The organism is Sulfurimonas limnophila (assembly GCF_059705345.1).
On the sequence record NZ_AP046127.1, the window covers coordinates 2,120,906 to 2,144,153 of the forward strand.

At 37.9% G+C, this 23,248-nt stretch carries 21 protein-coding genes, 1 tRNA gene and 3 rRNA genes; 7 read left to right on the forward strand and 18 right to left on the reverse strand.

What is annotated here, in order from left to right; translation table 11 throughout:
• The first annotated feature begins 29 nt into the window (after window positions 1-29).
• Window positions 30-1,025 carry a phosphoribosylformylglycinamidine cyclo-ligase gene (purM, locus tag AC6H33_RS10810; protein ID WP_497604901.1) on the forward strand — a complete coding sequence of 332 codons (996 nt, stop codon included), beginning with the start codon at window positions 30-32 and terminating at the stop codon, window positions 1,023-1,025.
• 75 nt (window positions 1,026-1,100) lie between these two features.
• Here purM and AC6H33_RS10815 read toward each other — a convergent pair whose 3' ends face one another.
• The 9 genes from AC6H33_RS10815 to AC6H33_RS10855 form a co-directional block, all read right to left on the reverse strand.
• Complete coding sequence (locus tag AC6H33_RS10815; RefSeq protein WP_497604902.1) at window positions 1,101-1,949, reverse strand: hypothetical protein; 849 nt, start codon at window positions 1,947-1,949, stop codon at window positions 1,101-1,103.
• Window positions 1,946-2,959 (reverse strand): hypothetical protein, encoded by a 1,014-nt coding sequence (locus tag AC6H33_RS10820; protein WP_497604903.1) that lies wholly within the window; start codon window positions 2,957-2,959, stop codon window positions 1,946-1,948. The genes AC6H33_RS10815 and AC6H33_RS10820 overlap by 4 nt, the downstream gene beginning before the upstream one ends.
• A 165-nt stretch (window positions 2,960-3,124) precedes the next feature.
• Window positions 3,125-4,342, reverse strand: a complete 1,218-nt coding sequence (locus AC6H33_RS10825; protein ID WP_497604904.1) for an OmpP1/FadL family transporter — start codon at window positions 4,340-4,342, stop codon at window positions 3,125-3,127.
• Window positions 4,343-4,665: 323 nt separating this feature from the next.
• Window positions 4,666-5,262 (reverse strand): hypothetical protein, encoded by a 597-nt coding sequence (locus tag AC6H33_RS10830; RefSeq protein WP_497604905.1) that lies wholly within the window; start codon window positions 5,260-5,262, stop codon window positions 4,666-4,668.
• Window positions 5,259-5,774 carry a hypothetical protein gene (locus AC6H33_RS10835; protein ID WP_497604906.1) on the reverse strand — a complete coding sequence of 172 codons (516 nt, stop codon included), beginning with the start codon at window positions 5,772-5,774 and terminating at the stop codon, window positions 5,259-5,261. Before AC6H33_RS10835 ends, AC6H33_RS10830 begins: the two co-directional genes overlap by 4 nt.
• Window positions 5,775-5,965: 191 nt before the next feature.
• Window positions 5,966-6,081 (reverse strand): 5S ribosomal RNA (gene rrf / locus AC6H33_RS10840).
• A gap of 240 nt (window positions 6,082-6,321) precedes the next feature.
• Window positions 6,322-9,209: ribosomal RNA gene (locus AC6H33_RS10845) — 23S ribosomal RNA — on the reverse strand.
• Window positions 9,210-9,521: 312 nt separating this feature from the next.
• Window positions 9,522-9,598, reverse strand: a tRNA-Ile gene (locus AC6H33_RS10850).
• 240 nt (window positions 9,599-9,838) lie between these two features.
• A 16S ribosomal RNA gene (locus AC6H33_RS10855) occupies window positions 9,839-11,360 on the reverse strand.
• The 16S, 23S and 5S rRNA genes sit together here with 1 tRNA gene alongside, the layout of an rRNA operon.
• Before the next feature lie 511 nt (window positions 11,361-11,871).
• On the opposite strand from AC6H33_RS10855, the gene AC6H33_RS10860 reads away from it, so the two are divergent.
• Together AC6H33_RS10860 and AC6H33_RS10865 are read left to right on the forward strand one after the other, a co-directional pair.
• The gene (locus tag AC6H33_RS10860) at window positions 11,872-12,570 is read left to right on the forward strand and encodes a Bax inhibitor-1/YccA family protein (protein ID WP_497604907.1); all 699 of its coding nucleotides are present in this window, start codon (window positions 11,872-11,874) and stop codon (window positions 12,568-12,570) included.
• Window positions 12,563-12,961: a thiamine-phosphate pyrophosphorylase gene (locus AC6H33_RS10865; RefSeq protein WP_497604908.1), complete on the forward strand. Its 399-nt coding sequence runs from the start codon at window positions 12,563-12,565 to the stop codon at window positions 12,959-12,961. The genes AC6H33_RS10860 and AC6H33_RS10865 overlap by 8 nt, the downstream gene beginning before the upstream one ends.
• 132 nt (window positions 12,962-13,093) lie before the next feature.
• Here the strand turns inward: AC6H33_RS10865 and AC6H33_RS10870 are convergent, their stop codons facing one another.
• From AC6H33_RS10870 to soxC, 5 genes are all read right to left on the reverse strand, one after another.
• Window positions 13,094-14,116 carry an MBL fold metallo-hydrolase gene (locus tag AC6H33_RS10870; RefSeq protein ID WP_497604909.1) on the reverse strand — a complete coding sequence of 341 codons (1,023 nt, stop codon included), beginning with the start codon at window positions 14,114-14,116 and terminating at the stop codon, window positions 13,094-13,096.
• A 123-nt stretch (window positions 14,117-14,239) separates the two neighbouring features.
• A complete protein-coding gene (gene soxZ, locus AC6H33_RS10875; RefSeq protein ID WP_497604910.1) occupies window positions 14,240-14,533 on the reverse strand; it encodes a thiosulfate oxidation carrier complex protein SoxZ in 294 nt (97 codons plus the stop codon).
• A 52-nt stretch (window positions 14,534-14,585) separates the two neighbouring features.
• On the reverse strand, window positions 14,586-15,038 hold the full coding sequence (gene soxY, locus AC6H33_RS10880) for a thiosulfate oxidation carrier protein SoxY (protein ID WP_497604911.1): 453 nt from the start codon (window positions 15,036-15,038) through the stop codon (window positions 14,586-14,588).
• A 40-nt stretch (window positions 15,039-15,078) separates the two neighbouring features.
• Window positions 15,079-16,230 (reverse strand): c-type cytochrome, encoded by a 1,152-nt coding sequence (locus tag AC6H33_RS10885; protein WP_497604912.1) that lies wholly within the window; start codon window positions 16,228-16,230, stop codon window positions 15,079-15,081.
• Between the two features lie 13 nt (window positions 16,231-16,243).
• On the reverse strand, window positions 16,244-17,581 hold the full coding sequence (gene soxC / locus AC6H33_RS10890) for a sulfite dehydrogenase (RefSeq protein ID WP_497604913.1): 1,338 nt from the start codon (window positions 17,579-17,581) through the stop codon (window positions 16,244-16,246).
• 280 nt (window positions 17,582-17,861) lie between these two features.
• On the opposite strand from soxC, the gene AC6H33_RS10895 reads away from it, so the two are divergent.
• Entirely contained in the window at window positions 17,862-18,308 is a 447-nt protein-coding gene (locus AC6H33_RS10895; RefSeq protein ID WP_497604914.1) for an MOSC domain-containing protein, read from the forward strand.
• On the opposite strand, the gene AC6H33_RS10900 is transcribed toward AC6H33_RS10895, so the two are convergent.
• From AC6H33_RS10900 to AC6H33_RS10915, 4 genes are read right to left on the reverse strand one after another with little or no spacing between them, the layout of a single operon-like run.
• The gene (locus AC6H33_RS10900; protein ID WP_497604915.1) at window positions 18,290-18,982 is read right to left on the reverse strand and encodes a methyltransferase domain-containing protein; all 693 of its coding nucleotides are present in this window, start codon (window positions 18,980-18,982) and stop codon (window positions 18,290-18,292) included. The genes AC6H33_RS10895 and AC6H33_RS10900 overlap by 19 nt on opposite strands.
• Window positions 18,979-19,776, reverse strand: coding sequence for a metal ABC transporter permease (locus AC6H33_RS10905; RefSeq protein WP_497604916.1), 798 nt, complete (start codon window positions 19,774-19,776; stop codon window positions 18,979-18,981). Before AC6H33_RS10905 ends, AC6H33_RS10900 begins: the two co-directional genes overlap by 4 nt.
• A 1-nt stretch (window position 19,777) precedes the next feature.
• Window positions 19,778-20,542: a metal ABC transporter ATP-binding protein gene (locus AC6H33_RS10910; RefSeq protein ID WP_497604917.1), complete on the reverse strand. Its 765-nt coding sequence runs from the start codon at window positions 20,540-20,542 to the stop codon at window positions 19,778-19,780.
• Window positions 20,539-21,450, reverse strand: a complete 912-nt coding sequence (locus AC6H33_RS10915; RefSeq protein WP_497604918.1) for a metal ABC transporter substrate-binding protein — start codon at window positions 21,448-21,450, stop codon at window positions 20,539-20,541. Before AC6H33_RS10915 ends, AC6H33_RS10910 begins: the two co-directional genes overlap by 4 nt.
• Before the next feature lie 108 nt (window positions 21,451-21,558).
• Between AC6H33_RS10915 and secG the strand changes: the two genes are divergently transcribed.
• From secG to pyrE, 3 genes are all read left to right on the forward strand, one after another.
• Entirely contained in the window at window positions 21,559-21,972 is a 414-nt protein-coding gene (gene secG, locus AC6H33_RS10920) for a preprotein translocase subunit SecG (RefSeq protein WP_497604919.1), read from the forward strand.
• A gap of 128 nt (window positions 21,973-22,100) precedes the next feature.
• Window positions 22,101-22,622 (forward strand): ribosome recycling factor, encoded by a 522-nt coding sequence (frr, locus tag AC6H33_RS10925; RefSeq protein ID WP_497605998.1) that lies wholly within the window; start codon window positions 22,101-22,103, stop codon window positions 22,620-22,622.
• A 4-nt stretch (window positions 22,623-22,626) separates the two neighbouring features.
• A complete protein-coding gene (pyrE, locus tag AC6H33_RS10930) occupies window positions 22,627-23,235 on the forward strand; it encodes an orotate phosphoribosyltransferase (RefSeq protein WP_497604920.1) in 609 nt (202 codons plus the stop codon).
• Window positions 23,236-23,248: the final 13 nt, after the last annotated feature.

A 23,248-nucleotide genomic window follows, 5' to 3' on the forward strand; every position in this document is an offset into this window, starting at 1 on the left:
ATTTCCCACTTTAAATATGGGAGCCATACATGAGCCAAATAAGCTACAAAGATGCTGGCGTCGACATAGACGCTGGTAATAGTTTCGTAGAAAACATCAAACCTTTAGTAAAATCAACAAAAATTCCAGGTGTTCTAGGTGGCATTGGCTCTTTTGCTGGAGCATTTGAGCTCCCACAAGGCTTCAAAGAGCCTGTGATGTTAGCTGCTACTGATGGTGTTGGAACAAAATTAAAACTAGCTATCGACTCTGGCATACACAACACAGTAGGCATCGACCTTGTTGCTATGTGTGTAAACGATCTTCTTTGTAACTTTGGTACTCCCTCTTTTTTCTTAGACTACTATGCAACAGGAAAGCTTGATGTAAAAACTGCAACAAACGTTGTAGCAGGGATTGCTGAGGGATGTATTCGTGCAGAATGTGCACTTATTGGAGGGGAGACTGCTGAGATGCCAGGAATGTACTCACATGATGATTATGATTTGGCAGGTTTTGCAGTTGGAGTTGCAGAAAAGGGCGAGATGGACAGAGTCTCTATGGTTAGGGCAGGACATAAACTAATAGCACTTCCAAGTTCAGGACTACACTCAAACGGCTTCTCTCTCGCTAGAAAAGTTCTTTTTGAGAAGATGAACTTAAACTTTAACGATGACTTCAACGGCAAACCTCTAATTCAAACACTTCTTGAGCCTACAAAAATCTATGTAAAAACATTTAAAGCTTTAAAAGAGCATATCGTAGCTCTTGCACATATTACTGGGGGTGGTATAGTAGAGAACCTCCCACGTGTTTTGCCTGATGGCTTAATGGCTGAGATAAAAAAAGATACTATAAAAGTACTTCCAATTTTTGAGCTAATCGCACAACATGTAGATAGCGAAGAGATGTTTAGAGCCTTCAATATGGGTGTTGGAATGATTTTAGTTGTAAAAGAGGAAGATGTTTCTTATGTTCTATCTAAAACAGATGGTTATCTAATAGGAGAAATCAAAGAGGGGAAAAGAGAAGCTAAACTTATCTAGTTTCTCTTTGCAACTCTCGAAAAAGGGACATCTATCCCTGCCGCTAAAGAGGACGGGTTCTCTTTAGCGTATAAATTATTTAAATGGTTTATTTAAATCTTTAATGATATCGCCAGGGATTGACGCTATTCCAGCAAATTGTCCCATTCCTAAGAGTGGGTAGTTCATCGCTATGTAGTACTCAGCTTTAAGCATAGTAGCTTTTCCGCCACTTACAACAATCGGCCAAGGTAGTAAACCAGCATTTTGGCGACCTATTTTAGAAACAAATCTTTTTGTACCACGACCTATCTCATATCCTACAAGAGTTGTATCATCAGATATCTTAAGCTCGTAAACAAGGGCTTTACCTTTTTGAAACTCTTTTAGTTTTGCTATCAAATCAGCATTAGTTCCTTCTCCCAAAACTTCTACATCTTGATAGTAAGGCATCCCTAAAGTAAAGTGATAATCAGCAAGGTCTTCAAACTCCATCTTGTCTTTTGATGGCGTTAAATTTGGAAATACTTTTGCAAGTTTTGCACCAATCGCACTAAAAGTTGCGTGGTTATAATCATTTTGCATATAAGCTTTTCCAAAATATACTGGATTTGTTAAAGAGATAGTTTTTGACTCATCATCAATATAAAGCTTCATTACAGCTATATTTGCACGATTTGGTTTTGCCGCTTCTTTTTTAAGTGAAGGACATGTAAAAATAACTACGTTACCACCCTTAACACTCTCGAATGTAGCTACTACTTCAAAACCGCCATCAGTCAGCTTGACTTTAGCATCATCAGCGCTCATGTAAGCACCTTGAAGATATGTGCTCACATCGCCTTTTGGTTCATCGCCACTAGCCTTTAACTCTGCGCCTTTATGAGCGCATCCAACAAATGTTACAACAGCAATACCTGCTAGAAAATTTAATAACTTTCTCATATCTCTTTTGCTCCTAGGCTAATCATGATACTTCTGATTTTTGCATCCATATCTTTGATAAATTTAATCTGTGCAGGGTCTGTAATGTGACCAAACGTAATCCAATTCTCAACACTTGGCATACCTACATGAAGAACATCTTTGTCTTTTTCAACATACATATACATTGAACATGGAGCAGATGCACCTAGTTCTGGGCGTTGCCAAACGTTAAACACTGTGTACGAAAATGTAAAGTGACAAAGTGAGTAAACCCAGTAAGCGTCATATCTGTCATTTTCTAAATCATTATCAGCCCAAAACTCTGCAAAGTCTCTCTTACCAGCAATAATGTACTCTTCTTTTTCAAATGCTTTTTCAAATTTATCCATAAAGTCAAATTTTGCATCTAAAATGTCTCCGCTTCTATCAAAAGGAACTTCAAACTCCATCATTGTTTTGTCGTTAAGTTTCTCTATCTCAACATACTCAACTTCTCCACCCATTCCGTTGTCAGTTGCTTCACTTAAAGCATCTATATATGCTGTAAACTGCTTTCTTACTTCAGGGTCTTTTACCTTTGTAATGTCAAGCATAGCTTCAGGAGTCAAAGTACCAACATAAGTTTTTGTTTCACTTTTTTTCTTGTAAATTAGGTAATTAAGTGGGGCAAAACCACCAAGTGCAGGCTCTTTCATAAGAAGTTCGCGCATATTTTCTTCATTTGATATCGTGATAAAACCAAGATTATCAAGATTTTCAACATAATCAGCTTTATACTGAGGATTTGGTTTGCCATCTTTTAACAATTTAGTACCATAGAAAAGTCTATAATAGTACTCAATCCCAGGGTGCACATCTTTAGGAGTAAATCCTGCATCCTCTAAGTCAACTTCTAAAATTGCGTTGAACGCATTGTTTCTCTCTTTAGCATCACCCTCTGAAACATTTAGTCTGATAGCTTGATAGCCAAACGCCATACTTGAAGTCAACGCCAATAAAAGTAGTGCTTTTATCATTCTGTTTAACATTTGATTCCTTTTTTTTGCATAAGTTTATTTGTGATAATAGTATCACAAAAGTACTAATTATTATATCATACAAATCTGTAATTTATCTGAAAGTGAGTTTTGATTTTTGTTTAAAAGTAAAGTGCCACCGAAGTGGTAGGCACTTTTAAAAGTAGAGAGTAGTTTTTAGAACGCGTAGTTAAGTTGAACGCTGTAGCTTGTTTCAGAGTGTTTAGACTCAGTTGTTCCACCATTAAAGTTTGCGAATGTCTCTTTGTTTTCTAGTCCATAAACAGCCGCTAAGTCTAATGACAATGTCTCATTAAATGCATAAGTTCCACCGATAGTTATGTGAGACTCTTGGGTACCAGGGAAACCTATTTGGTTAAATGTGTTTGTAACTGTGCCAGGTAAACCACCAAGAGCCATATTTTGATCTAAATACAACCCTTTTCCTGCATTATCTTGTACTGCAGATTCTGCATACTGATAACCAGCTCTTAGAGCCCATCCATCAGTTGCGTACTCGTAACCAACAGCAAATACATCTTGATCTTCCCAACCAAAATCACTATAAACTTTAGCATCTTCCCAGTTGATATGTCTCCAATCAAAAGCGATAGTATGCTCAGCCATTTTATAACTTGCTCCAAGACCATACTCTGAAGGAGTCTCCATCTTAGTCAAACCAGCATTTCCTGGAACAGCAGGTCCCATGCCATCTAAAGCGCTAGTCAACACATTATCGATGTCAAATTCAATCTCTGACTTATAAACAGCACCAAGAGTAATACCTTCTGTTGTGTAAGAGAGACCTAAGTTATAGCCAATTGCGATATCTTGAGATACACCAGCGCCTACATCCGAAACACCATTATTATAATTAATATCTAAAGAACTGTACTGAACGATTGGTGTCACACCAACGCTAAAGCCATTGCTTGTGTATGCCAAAGGAACACCAAACTGCATAAGTTGTAATGCTGTAACCATGTTCATTGCGGTTGGGTCATTTCTATAATCAACACCTAGTCCACCAGTACCCCACATACCGATACCCCAGTAGAAGTTATCATTTACTTTACTCGCCAAAGAGACCGAAGGGATTACGAAAAAGTCTGAATCACTTTCGCTCTCTACTGTTCCGCCACTAAGAGCATCTGTTTCAATAGTAGGCATAAAAACAGTTCCGCCAAATGATACTTCATTATTGCTTTTTATAGTAGTAATCAACGCAGGGTTTGCCAGAGCAGATTCTGCACCATGACCTACACCTACACCAACGCCGCCCATACCACGAGCCTTAGCTCCAAGTCCTATCATCACTGAACCGTTTGTTGCGAATGCAGAAGTTGCACCTAAAGCTAATGCAGCTACTACTGCAAGTTTAATTGTTCTTTTCATTTTCTCTCCTACGAGTATTTTTTAGAATACAAGCATTATAGGCGAGTAATTTTTAACCGAATCTTAAATGAAAAGTAAACAATAAGGCATAAAACTTAAATATATAGCTAGAAATATAGATATTATAAGTTTTATATATGAATCTAATCAATATCTTCTATAAAAAAGCTATATTTAGCTCTTTATATAACTTTTTTCTATATTTAGATGTATATAATCTAATAAACTCTATTTTTATGACCTTTGTCAAATAAAGTGATAAAATTATCATAATGTGTAATTAAGTAACAATTTTTACTATTTTCTGCACCCATAAACTAAAACTATCTAAATAAAACTCTCTCATTAATATCTATAATTGCGTTGCCATTATAGATCTTTGTACTGCCTGCATCAAAGATTGTATATCCAGAGCCATCATCTATAAGCTTGCATGTTGGATGTCCTGCCTCTATGTTCTGCGATTTGCTCTTTTGTTCTACCTTGCTCACAACAATTTTTTGCTCTTGTAAATCAACTGTGCCTTGACTTATGCCACCATAAAGATGTCCATCGCTCTCTTGCAAAAATGCCTTTGCCTCTTTTGCTTCAATAGCATCACTTATCTTCTGTTTTTCTATCTCTAGCTTTACCACACTTACATCTTTTGCTTCAAAGAGCTCTTGTGTCATGCTAAGGTATCCATTTTGCAGCTCTTTACCTACAATTTCTATACTATTTTGACTTACACCGCCAAAATGTCGAACTCGCAAACACTCGCTAGGAACTATATAAGCACGACTATCACTAATCACTATCTCTTTTTTATATTTTCCATACAAGGTATCTAAGCTTTTACTATCTACACTATTAGATACATGTATAAGCTCTGCGGCTCCTAAATATCCTACAACAGTTGCTATGCTAAATAATATCTTCACTTAAAAATATCCTCATCACTTAACCATAGTATCCATGAGTATTTTTTTATGTTGCTATTGTCAAAAAGAGCATCATCTTTGATATTGTAGTACTCATAAAGAACTGATATTTTTCCTCCAGTTGCTGCTTTTATATATGGCTCTGGGATAATTATCTTATATGATGTCACTCCTGGTCCATAGCCTCGCTCATCAATATCATCAAGTGCGAGTACTCCATAAAGCTCTTTATCGCTAGATGGTACTTTTATACGCACATGTCTTGCTCCAAACCCAAGAGCGCGATGATGCCCCTTTATAAGCTTTTCACCACCTATATTTAAAGAGTGATAATGTGCGCTACTATTAAATGGAGCTTTAAACTCACCTTGAAGCTTAAAGCTTCCATCATCAGCACTTATAACAGTAGCGCTATCTTCAACAACACCATTTGATATGTTTTTTGTATATGTAGTAGTACTGCACCCACTAAAGAAAAGAAGCGCAATTAACGCAAGAAAGGTATATTTCATAAAAAACCCTATATTTAAGATAGAGGATTATATCTTTATATGTTAAATATAGGATTTTTATATTATAAGTTAAAAATAAGTAAGTAAGCTCAGGTAGAAATTACATTTGTTGTCAAAGTTAGCGTAAAGTTAGAAATTGAAGTTAATTAATAAAAAGATTGAAATTAAGAAGTTGAAGTTAGAAATGATCAACTAGGCAGCGACCTACGTTTCCAATCCTGCAAGGATCAGTATTATCAGCGATGAGAGGCTTAGCTTCTGGGTTCGGAATGGGACCAGGCGTTTCCCTCTCTCTATAGCCACCTAGACAGACCATATATAAAAACACAGCAAAGGAAGTAATTCCTTTACTTACGCTAACGCTATGTTTAACTCAGCGTTAAGCTCACGCCAAGTAAACCTGGCTTAAGTATGTCCTCATATATAATCTGTAAAGATTAGAGTGAGATTTTCATTGTTAAAGTCAACATTAATTACTAAATAACTACATCAGGTACCTATACACTAAGTAAGGTAGTGAACGAATTGTGTTCTATTTAAAGAACTTTAAAAAAAGACAAACGTACTATTAGTACTGGTCAGCTAAACAGATTACTCTGCGTACACATCCAGCCTATCAAGCTTGTAGTCTTCAAGCGTACTTCAGGGAACGTTCATCTTGGAGTTGGCTTCCCGCTTAGATGCTTTCAGCGGTTATCTCATCCATGCGTAGCTACCCAGCGATGCTCTTGGCAGAACAACTGGTGCACCAGTGGCATGTCCAACCCGGTCCTCTCGTACTAGGGTCAGCTCTCCTCAACGTTCCTACGCCCACGGAAGATAGGGACCGAACTGTCTCACGACGTTCTGAACCCAGCTCGCGTACCGCTTTAAATGGCGAACAGCCATACCCTTGGGACCTGCTTCAGCCCCAGGATGCGATGAGCCGACATCGAGGTGCCAAACCTCCCCGTCGATGTGAGCTCTTGGGGGAGATCAGCCTGTTATCCCCGGCGTACCTTTTATCCTTTGAGCGATGGCCCTTCCACACAGAACCACCGGATCACTATGACCGTCTTTCGACTCTGTTTGAGTTGTATCTCTTACAGTCAGTCCGGCTTGTGCCATTATACTCTACGAGGGATTTCCAACCCCTCTGAGCCGAACTTTGTAAGCCTCCGTTACTTTTTAGGAGGCGACCGCCCCAGTCAAACTACCCACCAGACATTGTCCTCGCACGAGATAATCGTACGGAGTTAGCTATCAGAATATTCAGGGGTGGTATCTCAAGGATGCCTCCGATACAACTAGCGTCATATCATCAATGGCTCCCACCTATCCTGCACATGAATATCCCAATAGCAATGTCAAGCTATAGTAAAGGTGCACGGGGTCTTTCCGTCTTTCCGCGGGTAGGAGGAATTTTCACCTCCACTACAATTTCACTGGATCCCTGGTTGAGACAGCTCCCATCTCGTTACGCCATTCATGCAGGTCGGTATTTAACCGACAAGGAATTTCGCTACCTTAGGACCGTTATAGTTACGGCCGCCGTTTACTTGTGCTTCATTTCAATGCTTCGCAGAGCTAACAAATCCATTTAACATTCAAGCACCGGGCAGGCGTCACACCCTATACATCCTCTTACGAGTTAGCAGAGTGCTGTGTTTTTGGTAAACAGTCGGGAGGGACACTTTGCTGCGACCCGTCAATGCTTTATGGAGCAAGTCCATTAACAAATAGGGCACACCTTATACCGAAGATACGGTGCTAGTTTGCAGAGTTCCTTAACCAGGGTTCATCCACGCGCCTTAGAATACTCATCTCACCCACCTGTGTCGGTTTACGGTACGGGCAACTGTTGTTCTCGTTTAGAGGCTTTTCTCGGCACGACAGTATCATTGATTCAAAGCGCTCTCCGAAGAGATTGCTCTGCCTGTAAGATCTCGGTCTAATGTAAGGCGGATTTGCCTACCTTACAACCTACGTCCTTCGACCCACTATTCCATCAGTGAGCTCAATTAACTCTATGCGTCCCCCCATCACTCAAGCGAACAACAGTCGGTATCGGAATATTAACCGATTTGCCATCGTCTACCCCTCTCGGACTCGACTTAGGTCCCGACTAACCCTACGATGACGAGCATCGCGTAGGAAACCTTGGGTTTACGGCGAAGGGAATTCTCATCCCTTTTATCGCTACTCATGCCTGCATGCTCACTTCCAGCCGCTCCACCACTCCTTGCCGGTATGGCTTCTACGCTGACTGGAACGCTCTCCTACCACGTGAATAAATTCACATCTAGAGCTTCGGTGCTTGTCTTAGCCCCGTTATATTTTCGGCGCAGAATCGCTAGACCAGTGAGCTGTTACGCTTTCTTTAAAAGATGGCTGCTTCTAAGCCAACCTCCTGGTTGTCACAGCAACTCCACATCCTTTTCCACTTAGACAAGACTTTGGGACCTTAGCTGCTAGTCTGGGTTGTTCCCCTCTTGACGACGGATTTTATCACCCACCGCCTGACTCCCGAGGTTACACATGAAGTATTCGGAGTTTGATAGGGTTTGGTACCGCGGTAAGCAGCCCTAGCCCTGTCAGTGCTCTACCCCTTCATGCTACTGCTCGAGGCTATACCTAAATATATTTCGGAGAGAACCAGCTATCACTGAGTTTGATTGGCCTTTCACCCCTATCCACAAGTCATCCCGAGACTTTTCAACGTCAATGGGTTCGGTCCTCCACTGGCTCTTACACCAGCTTCAACCTGCTCATGGATAGATCACTCAGTTTCGGGTCTGCAGCATCTGACTAATTCGCCCTATTAAGACTCGCTTTCGCTACGGCTTCGCGTTCGCTTAACCTTGCCAGATACCACAACTCGCAGGCTCATTATGCAAAAGGCAGTCCGTCACACTTATAAATAATAGTGCTCCGAATGATTGTAAGCCATAGGTTTCAGGTTCTATTTCACTCTGCTCACCGCAGTTCTTTTCACCTTTCCCTCACGGTACTTGTTCGCTATCGGTCTAGTAGTAGTATTTAGGGTTGGAGGGTGGTCCCCCCATATTCAGTCAAGATAACACGTGTCCCGACCTACTCGTTCCTTAGTCTAGTACCATATAAATGTTTTCGCCTACAGGAGTATCACCCTCTATGCTCACTCTTTCCAAAGTGTTCGGCTAACAAATATATTATCACTAAGTGCCCTAATCCCGTTTCGCTCGCCGCTACTATGGGAATCTCGTTTGATTTCTTTTCCTTCAGGTACTGAGATGTTTCACTTCCCTGAGTTCGCTCCCCGTAGGGTAACATGATTCGCACCATGCTGGGTTGCCCCATTCAGAAATCCCCGGATCAAAGCTTCTTGGCAGCTCCCCGAGGCTTATCGCAGCCTAGTACGTCTTTCATCGCCTCTACTAGCCAAGGCATCCACCTATGGCCCTTAATATCTTTTTTTCTAATTTGCGTTCACTACCTTACTTAATGTAGGGCAGTATCCTGTTTAATTGTAGTTATTTAGTTGATATATTTATAATTGATTGCAGAAATGTAAAGATTGCTCTTTTTAATCTCTAGTTATCTTCTTATAACTATATGTTGACTTTAACAATAATAATTTAATGAACTTTTTGGTGTAAAACCAAATCTAAATACTCTATTGAGTACTTGGATTTAGTTTTTGGGTTTTTAAGATGAGTTGTGTTTAATTAGATTGCGAAGCATACTGTAGTATGTAAGCAAGCTAATTAAGCGCAAATCGCTTAAAAATGGTGGGTCTAAGAGGATTTGAACCTCTGACCTCACCCTTATCAGGGGTGCACTCTAACCAACTGAGCTATAGACCCATTTCTTTTGAACTCTTTTTATTTTACTCTTCGTTAGAACCTTTCATTCATTCGTCACATACTCTAGTATGCTCCTCACTCATTCAAGAACCTGCCTCAATTAAAACAAAAATCTTTTCAAAACTATATATCAATGAACAATGATCACTGAAAACTAAGCAAGTAAAAGACTAAAATAACTGTTTCTCTTGTGAGATTTTCTTGTATGTCAATTCAAATGAATGATTGACTCTACTCTAGAAAGGAGGTGATCCAACCGCAGGTTCTCCTACGGTTACCTTGTTACGACTTCACCCCAGTCGCTAATTCCACCGTAAGTGGTAGCCCCCCGAAGGTTAGCTTCCCAATTTCGGGTGAAATCAACTCCCATGGTGTGACGGGCGGTGAGTACAAGACCCGGGAACGTATTCACCGTAGCAATGCTGATCTACGATTACTAGTGATTCCAGCTTCATGCTCTCGAGTTGCAGAGAACAATCCGAACTGAGAGACGCTTTAAGTGATTGGCTCCACCTCGCGGTATTGCAACACTCTGTACGCCCCATTGTAGCACGTGTGTAGCCCTGGCCGTAAGGGCCATGATGACTTGACGTCGTCCTCACCTTCCTCCTTCTTGCGAAGGCAGTCTCCCTAGAGTGCCCAGCTTAACCTGCTGGCAACTAAGGACGAGGGTTGCGCTCGTTGCGGGACTTAACCCAACATCTCACGACACGAGCTGACGACAGCCGTGCAGCACCTGTTTTCAAGCTCCCCGAAGGGCACTCCTGCATCTCTGCTGGATTCTATCAATGTCAAGGCCAGGTAAGGTTTTTCGCGTATCTTCGAATTAAACCACATGCTCCACCACTTGTGCGGGTCCCCGTCTATTCCTTTGAGTTTTAATCTTGCGACCGTACTCCCCAGGCGGAACACTTAATCTGTTAAGTGCATCACCGCCCTGACAAGCAGGGCGACGACTAGTGTTCATCGTTTAGGGCGTGGACTACCAGGGTATCTAATCCTGTTTGCTCCCCACGCTTTCACGCCTTAGCGTCAGTAATGTTCCAGGAGATCGCCTTCGCTTTAGGTATTCCTAGTGATATCTACGGATTTTACCCCTACACCACTAATTCCATCTCCCCCTCCCATACTCTAGGTTGCCAGTTTCAAGTGCAGTTCTACAGTTAAGCTGTAGGATTTCACACCTGACTTGACAACCCGCCTACGCGTCCTTTACGCCCAGTGATTCCGAGTAACGCTTGCACCCTCCGTATTACCGCGGCTGCTGGCACGGAGTTAGCCGGTGCTTATTCATATGCTACCGTCATTTTCTTGACATATAAAAGGAGTTTACACACCGAAATGCGTCATCCTCCACGCGGCGTTGCTGCATCAGAGTTTCCTCCATTGTGCAATATTCCTCACTGCTGCCTCCCGTAGGAGTCTGGTCCGTGTCTCAGTACCAGTGTGGCGGATCATCCTCTCAAACCCGCTACCCGTCATTGCCTTGGTGAGCCATTACCTCACCAACTAACTGATAGGATATAGTCTGATCCCAAAGCGAAAAGACATTTCCCTCTCTAACTTATGTTAAAGAGGTGTATCTAGTATTAATCACCGTTTCCAGTGGCTATCCCAGTCTTTGGGGTACATTAACTATATATTACTCACCCGTGCGCCACTCGTCAGCAAACTAGCAAGCTAGTTCCTGTTACCGTTCGACTTGCATGTGTTAAGCACGCCGCCAGCGTTCACTCTGAGCCAGGATCAAACTCTCCATAATTGGTTTGTTTAATCTTTGCCCAAGAATTAAAATTCATTGGCTTTGTTGCCACTTATATAAATATATGTGGACTTTGTAAAGTATCTATTACTATAGATACCCAGTTGGGTATAAATAGAATAGACGGTTGTTGTTATTTAGTTTTTATAAGTAAACTTACTCGACTTAAATAATAACTAGTTTTAGTTATTAAAGTCTATTTACTTGCTTAGTTTTCAATGATCTCAAACTACCGTTATAAGCCTCTACTTGAAGCCTAGATACCTAAAGTTTAGGTCTCTGTGTTTGTGGATGGGAATTATAGACAAAACAATCTTTATTGTCAATACTTTTAGAAATGAATTTAGAAAGTTTTTTTCTAATGTTTAGTTTTTTGTACTATTTTAAGTTTTATACATTAATAAAATATATAAAAAAGTTATGTTGCTATCTATTAACTCTTTATATATAGAATTCTCTAACATACAAATAATATTATTTATTTTGTATTGCATATATATAAGGAATAAACATGGGACTTTATAATCGTGACTACGCAAGAGAGAATGCATCTAGCTTCAGCACTCATGCTAAGAGCGACGCACAGATTGTATCTTTTGTAAAAGAGACATACAAACTTTTTGCTGCTTCAATGATGGCTGGTGCTGTTGGTGCTTATGTTGGTGTACCTATGGCTGGAACTATTGCAGCTAATTTTTTCCCTTTACTAATTTTAGAAATTGGGCTTTTGATAGGACTACACTTTGTAAAACATAAACAAGGCATCAACCTTATGGTTATGTTTGGCTTTGTTTTTATGACTGGCTTAATGCTATCTCCTCTGCTTTCACATACGCTTGGAATGAATGGCGGTGGTGCAATAGTTGGAAATGCTTTTGTTATGACATCTGCTATATTTGGTGCAATGAGTTTTTATGCTATTAAAACAACTAAAGATTTTTCAGGCTATGGCAAGCCATTAATGATTGCTCTTGTTGTTATAGTTCTGTTTTCAATAGTTAACTTATTTATGGGAAGCCCATTAATATCTATACTTATATCTGGAGCTGCTGTTATTCTCTTTAGTATATTAGTAACATACGATACTCAAAATATAATCAAAGGTGCTTACGAAACTCCAATTGATGGAGCAATTGCTCTTTATTTAGACTTCTTAAATATATTTACTTCTCTTTTACATCTATTTGGTATATTTGGAAACGATGACTAACCAACTCTCGCCCGAGCTTTATCGGGTGATTGATGCAAATATAAATCGCCTAAAAGAAGGCATTAGAGTTGTTGAAGACATTATGAGATACAAAAACAACAACAAAGAACTCTCCCACAAACTAAAAAATCTACGACATCTTGCAACTATAAAAGAATCTCTGGAGCTATTAAAGTATCGTGATAGCGTAAATGATGTACTACGTAAGACAATAAAAAGTGAGATGAACAGATTTAATTTGAATGATATAATTTTTGCCAACTTTAAAAGAGCTCAAGAGTCTGCAAGAGTACTAGAAGAGTTATATAAGCTTTACAGCGAAGAGTATAGTGAGAACTTTAAACATATCAGATATGAATTGTATAGTCTAGAAAAAGAAGTTCTTTCTTAAGCAACTTAGCAGTAGCTAAATCAAGTGTTACATCTGCTATTTAAATTGGTAAATTAAAATTGATATTTTTAGGCGAGGGGTTATGAATGATAACTTGCTTAAAAGCAAGTTATCACTAGAGCTAATTAAATATTAATTAAGCCCCATATCATACTCTTGGTATGCTCTAGATACATTTACTGCATTTAGAAGATCATATAATTCTTTGTCTTTAAACTCTGCTAAAGGCACTTTCTCAACTATTTCCGTACTGTCAACACCATCTTCGATAGCAGCTTCAATTCTCTCTTTTGTTAAGCTAAAGTACTGAACAGACTCATCAGTAGCTGTTTTATCTATAATAAATCCATGTCCAGGAACTAAAGTAGTCCACTCTTTTGAATTAATTGTTTCAAGTGCAGCAAGTTGGCCCTCAACTGAACCATCTCTGTTTGACGTAATTCTTCCATTCATAACAAGGTCACCTGCAAGAATAACTTTATTATCCGGCATATAAAGGAAATAGTCTTCCTCTGAGTGTCCATTTCCAACAGAAACGTACTCAAAATTTACACCATCTACTGTAAATTTAATAGGCTCTTTTTCTTCATACCACTTATCAACAGGAATAATTTTAGTGCCCCTGATTGCATTTTCTGCCAGAGTCATAAACATTCTAGTTTTATCACCAGCCTTATAGTTCTTATTTATAGCTTCAGGCCCTATTATTTCTGCACCATGAACTTCTTTGTAGTAGTTGTTTCCTAACCAGTGATCATCATGCTCATGACTTAAGATAACTTTTGATACTGGAAGTTTTCCAGCAATTTTACTCATAGCTTCGTATGCTTGTTTTGCATATATATATGATGGTCCAGTATCCCATAATAAGTAGCTTGTATCTGCTTTTATATAACATGTGTTAGCCATATTTCCAGCATTTTCTTTTGTTGGAATTTCAAGTGCTCCAAAGAAACACCATACATTATCACTTACTTGCTTAGGTACTAGATTGTACTGATGCTCATCACTTACAGCAACGACTGGTGCTACTTTCTCAGCTACAGCCTGAGTAGTTTTACTCTCAGATTTTGTAGTGTCTGAAGAACATGCGCTTATAAACGGCATTAAAACAACTGCTGACATCATTAACGGATTTATCATTTTTTTTAGCATAAGAATTCCTTGTTTTAGTTTATTCTTGGAAGAATATAGTTCGTTTGTAGATTACAAACCAGATATATTCTTCTATATTTAATCTTCTTCCTCAAAAAAAAGAGGAAGAAATGAAATTTAGAATTACTTGATAACTGCTTTATCAGTTTCAGTAGCGCCTTTTTCATCAATTGTATCGATAACAAGTTCGTCTCCAGATTTAGCACCTGTAAACGTAAACATGAAATATGGATCTTTTGATAAGAATGGACCTGTTGATGCTTCCCATACAACTTTTCCACCTACTTTAGCAGTAACATGCGTAAGATAACTTACTGCAATTTTCTTTGCTGCAGCTTCTTCTTTTCCAACCATTGGGCTAGAAAGTAAAAGTTTAACTTCAGTAACGTCTTTTTTCAATTTTGCTTTAATTTTCATAATAGTCCTTTTTTATTTATTTTTATATAGATGTATTGCTTGTGGGGTTAAATCAACCTCCACAACCACCGATTGAAACTTCTACTTTTTGTACAGCTGAATATAATTTGCCATCTTTGCCTTTAGCAACTATAGTAACATTAGCAGTTTTTCTCATTTTAATTTTAGTTTGAAGATCTACAACACCACCTTCACCTAATTCAAATACAACAACAGCACTTCTTGGATTAGCATCTTGGAAAAGAGCGATAGTTGTAAGCGCTAATTTAGACTTAATACCTATTGGCACAGCACCACCGTTCTCAGCAAGCTTAGGAGCTTTAATTTCGATATCACCCTCAACAGTTGCAGATGTTCCAAACATAGCTTCAATAGCTTCTTTACTTGTAGCAGCTTCCCATGCTTTTGGAGCTGTTGCCACAAAATCAGTTGCGCTTAAACTAGCAGGTAAAACAGATGCAGCCGCAGCTACAGCACCTAAACTTAAAAATTTTCTTCTTTTCATTTTTTGTCCTTTATATTAATGTTAGTAGATCTAGCAAGTACTACTTACTAGATTCTACCATAAATTTAACAATATCTTTTACTTGGTCGTCAGTTAAATCCATAGCGCCACCCTTTGGAGGCATGCCGCCAACACCATTGATTGCGTTATGATTTACCATTTTCATACCTTGTTCTAAAACAGTTCCCCAAGCATTTTTGTCTCCAACAGCTGGTGCACCCATAGCATCAGTCTTATGACAAACTACGCATGCTTTTTTATATAACTTTTCAGCTTCTGAAACTGCGCCTTTACTTGCATCTTCTTTTGGAAGGTCTCTTACTACAGAATACGCAGGTACAACAGCACTAATTTCATTTCCAATTTTTGCAACATTTTCTTTTCCACAGTTAGTCATACAACGTGTTCCAACTGCACCAAAGTTTTTAGGATCTTTATAGAATGCTCTAACATTTTCTATACCATTTGGTCCATCAATGTTTGGATAGAAACCATCACGATTTGGCATAACTATCTTTTTAAAGTTATCTTGATTTAACTCTTCGATATCTTGGCCTTCAATTTTAATACCATTTTCTCTTAATAAATATGCTGTCATAGCATACATTTCATCTGGTGAATAACTTTTTGGATGTGCGTAAGGCATTGCATCACGGATATACCAAATTAGTGTACTAGCTTGTGGCCAGTATGAACCAATTGTTCTATTTGGAGCATCTTTACCTGGACATGTTCTTTGGTTAGATAGTGACTTTAAAGAACCTCCAGTAAGAGTTGGATAACCTTTTCCACCTGCACCGAATTCACCGTGACAAACAGCACAATCTTTATCGTAAAGTTCTTCACCATCATCAGCAGTACCGCTACCAACTGGTAAACCTGTACCATCTGGCATAATATCTGTATCCCAAGCTTTTAGCTCGTTTGCAGTTGGAACTCTACCAAAATTTACACCTGTTGTAATTTGGTCATTGATAGCATATGCAGTATACATACCATTTTGTCTCTTATATGTAACACCACCATCAATTGCATCTTTAGTTGGATTATACATACCGTTAGCGCCAGATTGAACTTTAGCTGATGAATTACCAGCAGAAGCATTCGAACCTAAACATCCAGTAAAAAACAGAGCACTGCTTGCAACTACAGAAACTCCTAAGATAATTAATTTATTATTTAATTTAATCATAATCTACTTCCCCTTACTTTGGACAATTGTCTGTTCTAACTTGAACGTTATGAACTGAGCCATCTTGTCTAACTTCCCAAGTACAAATTGAGTTTCTATGATAAACACCCTCTACGCCAATAATCGCTTTTTCTTGTGTAACTGAAGGCTGAACATATCCAGCGTCATCCATTCCACGAGATTGAAGTAATAAAGGTTTCCCTTCATATTTGTACATATATGAGAATCTTGTCCACGATTTTGGAAGGACTAGACCTTTAAGTTTTGCTTCAACATAGTTGTCTCCGCCATCAAAAGAGATATCTACTGCTGTAATAGTTCCATGACCACTCCAAGCAATTCCTTCAATTTCTACTAAGTCGCCTTTTTTAAGGTCAGTCCATGGTTTTTCAGGACATGGCGTTGTAATAATTGAATTTACTTCTAATGGATAGAAGTGTTGTATAGCTTTTCCACTTGCAGTAAGAACCGTATATTTAGAAGTTTCTTCTTTACAGTACCAAGGTTCTGCTCCAAACTCTAAACGTTTTAGCCACTTAACACATAAGTTTGCTTCCCAGCCTGGTAGCATTAAACGAACAGGATATCCTTGTTCTGGTCTAATTGCTTCACCATTTTGTGCCCAAACAATCATAGCATCATCTAATACTTTCTCAATTGGCACTGTTCTGCTCATCTCTGAACCGTCAGATCCCTCAGCTAGCATCCACTTTGCAGTAGGTTTTAAACCGATTTCATCAAGAATAGTTTTAAGACGAACACCAGTCCACTCAGCATTACTCATCATACCTTTTACGAATTGTAAAGAGTTGAATTGAGGACCTTTCCACTCAGCAGCACCATTTGCAGGACACTCCATGAAAAGGATTCTGCTCTCTGCTGGATATTTTTTTAACTGATCTAGAGTTAAAACGATTGGTTTCTCAACTAATCCGTGAATCATTAATCTAAATTTGTTTGGATCTACGTGAGCTACACCATTGTGAGTTCTTGTAAAATGCAAACCATTTGGAGTAATTATCCCCTCAAGTTCATGAAGAGGAGTCATTGATACCGCAGCATGCATGTCTCCAGCTGAAGAAAGAAGACTTGAAGTTCTTCTTACAATATTATGCTCATACTTTGATGGTATACCGTATGGATACTTATTAAGCTCATCACCTAATGTTGTTCCCCACTCCACATGGTGAATTATGTTTTCATCGTCAGCTGACAATTTTACTGGTGCTAAAATATTTGCAGCAGCGATTGCGCTTACAGAATACGCAGCAGTTTTCTTGAAGAAATCTCTTCTGCTTGACTGCTCTATATTTGTAGTAGTTTCTAAATTATTTTCAGAAATATTACTCATTTATATCTACCTCCCTCTCTTTAATCTTGTAGATTTTATAGTATGCAAAGCACACATGGTACAAATTTGTATGCATATTACAAAATGCAAGACGGAGATTATATATGAAATTAAATTAAATTGTCAAGACATCATATTAAAAATGTAATAATTTTCTCACATTTTTATATTTATACACAGTTGGTTACTTTTATGAGGTTTTTATCACTATTTGCAACACTATTTTATGTAACAAAAAATATGATAACATTGCAAATAAAATAACAAAGGGTGCTTTAGTATGTCAAACAAAAGAGTTGGACAAGTTTTAAATCTTTTTATATCAAAATCTGGCATATCTGAGAGATTTGAAAAAAACAAGATAAAATTAGATGAACTTGGCGTAAACGAAGATAAGTTTTATAACAAAAACGCTCAAAGATCTGTTTTAATCGCCTCAATAGATAGCTATAACCTTATTAAAAACTATAATCTTGAGATGCCATTTGGTTATCTAGGTGAAAACATTTTACTTGACTACAATCCTTACTCGCTTGAAGTTGGCGCTCTTTTAAAAATTGGAGAAGCTACTTTAGAGATTACACAACACTGTACTATTTGTAACCATCTTGCTGTTATAGATGTAAAAATACCTACGCTTTTAAAAAATGACAGAGGAATATTTGCCAAAGTTGTTGGCGAGGGAGAGATAAAAAGTGGCGATGAAGTCTATTTACTAGGCGTGTAAATAAAAGCAACTTCAAACTCTAGATAATTAAGCGGGTACTCTCTTAGCAACCTTTTGCTCTCTTTATAGTTTAGTATCTTTCTTGACCCGCTAACGCCGCTTCTCTTTATATATTGAAACATATCTCTAGTAGATTCAAATTCCAGCTTATAATTTACTACTTCAAAACTTGCGTCAAAGTACTTTTTTTGAATCTCTTTTACCTCATCAGCACTCTTAAGTATTGAACTAATTGATGCTGTCTCATTTATGCTTTTGAATGTTCCCGCCGTAAATATAGCCAATGCTATGGGTGCGTTTAACTTTTTTATCTTACTAAACAATCTATCTAAATCATCTGCCCATTGTAGAGCTGATGCTGAAAATACAAAATCAAATATATATGTAAGCATATTATCAAAAAGTTCATCTTTGTTAAAGTCAGCGTAAATAAGCTCTATTTTTTGAGATTTTGGATGTAATTCTAGCATTCCTTTTGCGAAATCTACCCCGCAAAAATATTCATATTCCCAATCAATAGCCCCTAATAGAGCTCCACTTCCACATCCTATATCTAAAATATTTTTAGGTTTTGTATTTATATGAGAGAGAAGTTTTTCTATAACCATATTTTGGATTATGTTATAACTTCCATATTCTAGGGCGCGTTTGGAAAACTCAGAACTAACGTTCATCTTTTATTAATTACCAAAGATAGTATAAAGATACAAAGTACACACATTACTATCGTGGCACCTGATGGAAGTGAGAAGTAAAACGATAGAGTCATACCAGAAATTACACTAGAGAGAGCAATCACAAGAGAGAAGAGCACTGTTTTTAAGAATCCTACTCTAAATTGAAGGGCTGCGATAGTTGGAATAATCATCAAAGCACTGATAAGTAAACTTCCAACAACCCTTATCGAGAGTGCGATAATAACAGCTACAATACTAACAAGTAAAAAATTCAGCAAATTTACTTTTACACCACTTGTTTTGGCAATCTCTTCATCATAAGCGATAAAGTAGAACTCTTTGGAGAAGAGCAAAAGAATAACTAATGATATTGCTCCAAAAATAGATATGACAACTATGTCTTCACTGCTTACAGATAAAATAGAACCAAATAAGTATGAAAAAAGCGAATTATTAAAAGCCCCTCCAAGTGAGACAATAATTATCGCTAATGCCAATGAACCAGAGAGTAAAATAGCGAGAATTGCATCACTGTAAATAGAAAATGCACTTCTGAGATACTCAACAAGCCAAGCAGATATGAGTGCAAAAACTACCGCCGACCAAAGAGGGTTATACTCTGCAACTAGCCCAATAGCAACTCCTAAAAGAGCTGAATGAGCCAGTGTTTCACCAATAAGAGAGTAGCGTCTTAAAACTATAAAAGTGCCACTTATTGATGCTAGGATTGCTATAATTATTCCAGCTATAAAAGCTCTTTGCATAAAATCATACTCAAACATTTCAAACATCTTAGTGCTCGTGCTTATGGTTATGTAGCAGATGCGCATCAATTCCATAAAGAGAGCTCATCTCTTCACAGCTAAGCGTCTGTTTTGGGTTATTGCAGATAATAGCTTTTTGGTTTATAGTAAAGAGCCTTGCTATATCATCTGCTATTACACCTATATCATGTGTTATAAAAACTATGGTAATTCCATCTTCTTTGTTTAACTTACTCAAAAGAGCATAGAATCTTTTTTGTGAAGCTACATCTACACCAGTGTTTGGCTCATCTAAAATCAATATTTCTGGTTTTGAAGCAAGAGCACGTGCAATCATGACTCGCTGTCTCTGCCCACCAGAGAGAGTTCCTACCATTTTTTCAGCCAAATCTAAAATATCCATCTTCACCATTGCATCACGAACTAACTCTTTATCCTTTTTGCTAAGTGGTGAGAAGAGTTTTCTTTGAGAAGTTCTGCCCATATTTACAATATCTAATACACTTGCAGGAAAAGAGCTATCTACATGTGAAGCGCGTTGTGGAACGTAACCTATTTTATGCCACTCTTTAAAATCCGAGAGTTTTTTCCCATAAATTTTTACTTCGCCACTTGTGGGGGTTTCAAGGCCTAAGAGCATTCTTATAAGCGTTGTCTTGCCACCTCCATTTGGTCCAATTATGGCGATGTACTCTGATGAGAAAATTTCAAATGAGATATTTGAGAGTATATTTTGCTCTTTTACTACAAAGCTCAAGTTTTTTACATCAAAAATAGGAACACTAAATTTCATTTGCACTCAAGGGCAGTAGATATCTTTTGTAAATTTAATTTCATAATATCTTCATAGCCAAGATTCTTCTCTGCTTCATCGGCAGTAATATTTCCAAGCGGTTGAAGAACATCTGCACTTACGTTTGATTCTTTTGCTATAGCTCTTATAGTTTTCTCATTTGCAAACTTCTCAAAAAAGATAACTTTTACTTTATGCTCTTTTATAAATTTTATCAGCTTTATCATATCTTTTGCACTCGGTTCTGCTTCTGGAGAGAGCCCACTTAACGCCTCTGTATGAAAGTTATATCTTTTTGCGAGATATGAAAAAGCGTTATGATTTACGATAATAGTATCTAATTTACACTCTTTTAATTTAGCTTCATAAGAGCTACCTAGGTTTTTAAGCATCTCTATATACGTATCTCTATTTTTAATATATATGTCTCTATTTTTTGGGAAAAGAGATATTAACTCTTTTGTTATCTGAGTTGATGCAAGTATCATATTTTGTGGGTCTTGCCAATAGTGTGGATCAACTCCATGCCCTAGGTGGTGTTGAGCATGTTTATGATGGTTGTCTGAGAGTTCTCTTAAATTTACAAAACCGCTAATGTCTACTGCTCTATTTTTAAATTCAAAACCATCTATCCAAGGTTCTAATCCTGCTCCACTGTATAAAACAAGTGAGCTTTTTGATATTTTGGCCATCTGCTTTGGGGATGGTTCATTGCTATGAGCATCAACTCCAAAAGGCATAATCATAAAGACTTCTGCGCTATCTCCTGCAATATTTTTAGCAATATCATACAGTGAAAATGTACTAGCAGCGATTCTGGGCTTTTGTTTTGACTCATCTGCCTGAAGCGGCACCAATGAGATTAGTGTAGAAAATAGTGCTGTTAAAATTGTGTTTCTTAAATTCATAAATATCCATAAAATTTTTTGAAATTATAGCAAATTTTACAAAAATTAAATTTTTTGGGTATAATTCGCCACTTTTAACATAGGGTAAACCCCCTACAAGGATATATAATGACAACTAGTTTTTTACTTATTGTTCAGATAATTTTAGTTGTAATGCTAGTTATTGCTGTACTTTTACAAAAAAGCTCAAGTATCGGTCTTGGCGCATACAGTGGCTCTAATGAATCTGTTTTTGGAGCAAAAGGACCTGCTAGCTTCTTAGCAAAAACAACTTTTGCTATTGGCTTTTTATTTGTAATAAATACAATAACTCTAGGTTATATGTACTCATCAACTGCTACTGAGTCTATTGTTGATAATATCACTGATAGTACAAATATTGCAGCTCCATCACCTGTTTCTGTTTCTGCTCCAGTTGCTGCTCCTGTGGCAGAGAGTGCAGTTGTAGCTCCAGCTCAAGAAGCTTCAGTAGTAGAGCAAATAACTCAAGAACAAAACAACACTTCTTCAACACAACAGTAGTTGCTCTTTAGCAACTGCTGCCCTGCTAAATTCTTTTTTTAAATATTTCTCGCTACAATTACGCCACTATTTTTACATGACAAAGGAACAATATGATAAACGAATTATTCAATGAGTGTGAGACAAAAATGAAATCAAGCGTGAACCACATGCTTAGAGATTTTAAAACACTTAGAACAGGAAAGGTTACAACATCTGTTTTGGATAATGTTAAAATTGACTATTATGGAACTTTGACTGCGCTTGACCAAGTTGGCTCTATTTTAGTAGCAGATGCAACTACGATTGTGATAAATCCATGGGAGAAAAACCTTCTTAACATCATAGATAGCGCTATCTCTAAAGCAAACATTGGAGCAACTCCAAACAATGACGGAAGCCAAATCAAGCTTTTTTTTCCAGCTATGACGGTTGAACAGAGACAAGAGTCTGTAAAACAGATGAAGGGCATGGGAGAACATGCAAAAGTTGCTGTTAGAAATGATAGAAAAAATGCTAACGACAAAGTAAAAAAATATGAGAAAGACAAAGAGATAACAGCAGATGAGTCAAAATCTGCACAAGACAACATACAAAAAATAACTGATAAATATATCACTGAAATAGACTCTATCTTAAGAGCAAAAGAAGTAGAAATACTAAAGGTATAAGCAGATGGATATTAAAAAAATATATATGGACTCAGATGCTCTTTTAGAGGGGCATTTTAAGTTAAGCAGCGGGAATCATTCGCAGTTTTACCTACAATCTGCTAAAGTTTTAGAAGACCCTAAAACAGCCAAACTTTTAGCAGATGCTTTAGCAGTGCAAATAAAAGAGAGTGGCTTAGAGATAGACACGGTATGTGCTCCTGCGCTTGGGGGTTTGATAGCTGGTTTTGCACTTGCAACTGCGCTTGATGTTCGCTCTATCTTTGCTGAGAGAGTTGATGGAGTGATGAATATTCGCCGTGGCTTTGAGATCAAAAAGGGCGAGAGAGTTCTTATGTGCGAAGACATTATCACAACAGGTGGCTCTGCTATGGAAGCTGCTGAAGTTGTAAAAAGTCTTGGAGGAGAGATTGTTGGTGTTGCGGCACTTGCAAATCGTGGTTTTTGTAGACGTCAAAACAGTGATGTTACAACAAAACCAAACTGTCGTCTTCCACAAGATGTGCCATTTTTTGCACTTGCTGACTTTACATTTGAGATGTACTCTCCTGAGGAGTGTCCGATGTGTAAATCAGGAAGTGAGGCTATAAAACCTGGCTCAAGAGGAAACTAAAGAGCGATTTACA

Excerpts from the sequence above, each read along its gene's own strand:
- AC6H33_RS10815 (WP_497604902.1), bottom strand. The coding sequence starts at position 1,949 with ATGAGAAAGTTATTAAATTTTCTAGCAGGTATTGCTGTTGTAACATTT.
- AC6H33_RS10865 (WP_497604908.1), top strand. The coding sequence starts at position 12,563 with ATGACTAACCAACTCTCGCCCGAGCTTTATCGGGTGATTGATGCAAAT.
- AC6H33_RS10870 (WP_497604909.1), bottom strand. The coding sequence starts at position 14,116 with ATGCTAAAAAAAATGATAAATCCGTTAATGATGTCAGCAGTTGTTTTA.
- soxZ (WP_497604910.1), bottom strand. The coding sequence starts at position 14,533 with ATGAAAATTAAAGCAAAATTGAAAAAAGACGTTACTGAAGTTAAACTT.
- pyrE (WP_497604920.1), top strand. The coding sequence starts at position 22,627 with ATGGATATTAAAAAAATATATATGGACTCAGATGCTCTTTTAGAGGGG.
- AC6H33_RS10820 (WP_497604903.1), bottom strand. The coding sequence starts at position 2,959 with ATGTTAAACAGAATGATAAAAGCACTACTTTTATTGGCGTTGACTTCA.
- AC6H33_RS10885 (WP_497604912.1), bottom strand. The coding sequence starts at position 16,230 with ATGATTAAATTAAATAATAAATTAATTATCTTAGGAGTTTCTGTAGTT.
- AC6H33_RS10905 (WP_497604916.1), bottom strand. The coding sequence starts at position 19,776 with ATGTTTGAAATGTTTGAGTATGATTTTATGCAAAGAGCTTTTATAGCT.
- soxY (WP_497604911.1), bottom strand. The coding sequence starts at position 15,038 with ATGAAAAGAAGAAAATTTTTAAGTTTAGGTGCTGTAGCTGCGGCTGCA.
- AC6H33_RS10895 (WP_497604914.1), top strand. The coding sequence starts at position 17,862 with ATGTCAAACAAAAGAGTTGGACAAGTTTTAAATCTTTTTATATCAAAA.
- purM (WP_497604901.1), top strand. The coding sequence starts at position 30 with ATGAGCCAAATAAGCTACAAAGATGCTGGCGTCGACATAGACGCTGGT.
- secG (WP_497604919.1), top strand. The coding sequence starts at position 21,559 with ATGACAACTAGTTTTTTACTTATTGTTCAGATAATTTTAGTTGTAATG.
- soxC (WP_497604913.1), bottom strand. The coding sequence starts at position 17,581 with ATGAGTAATATTTCTGAAAATAATTTAGAAACTACTACAAATATAGAG.
- AC6H33_RS10825 (WP_497604904.1), bottom strand. The coding sequence starts at position 4,342 with ATGAAAAGAACAATTAAACTTGCAGTAGTAGCTGCATTAGCTTTAGGT.
- AC6H33_RS10860 (WP_497604907.1), top strand. The coding sequence starts at position 11,872 with ATGGGACTTTATAATCGTGACTACGCAAGAGAGAATGCATCTAGCTTC.
- AC6H33_RS10835 (WP_497604906.1), bottom strand. The coding sequence starts at position 5,774 with ATGAAATATACCTTTCTTGCGTTAATTGCGCTTCTTTTCTTTAGTGGG.
- AC6H33_RS10910 (WP_497604917.1), bottom strand. The coding sequence starts at position 20,542 with ATGAAATTTAGTGTTCCTATTTTTGATGTAAAAAACTTGAGCTTTGTA.
- frr (WP_497605998.1), top strand. The coding sequence starts at position 22,101 with ATGAAATCAAGCGTGAACCACATGCTTAGAGATTTTAAAACACTTAGA.
- AC6H33_RS10900 (WP_497604915.1), bottom strand. The coding sequence starts at position 18,982 with ATGAACGTTAGTTCTGAGTTTTCCAAACGCGCCCTAGAATATGGAAGT.
- AC6H33_RS10915 (WP_497604918.1), bottom strand. The coding sequence starts at position 21,450 with ATGAATTTAAGAAACACAATTTTAACAGCACTATTTTCTACACTAATC.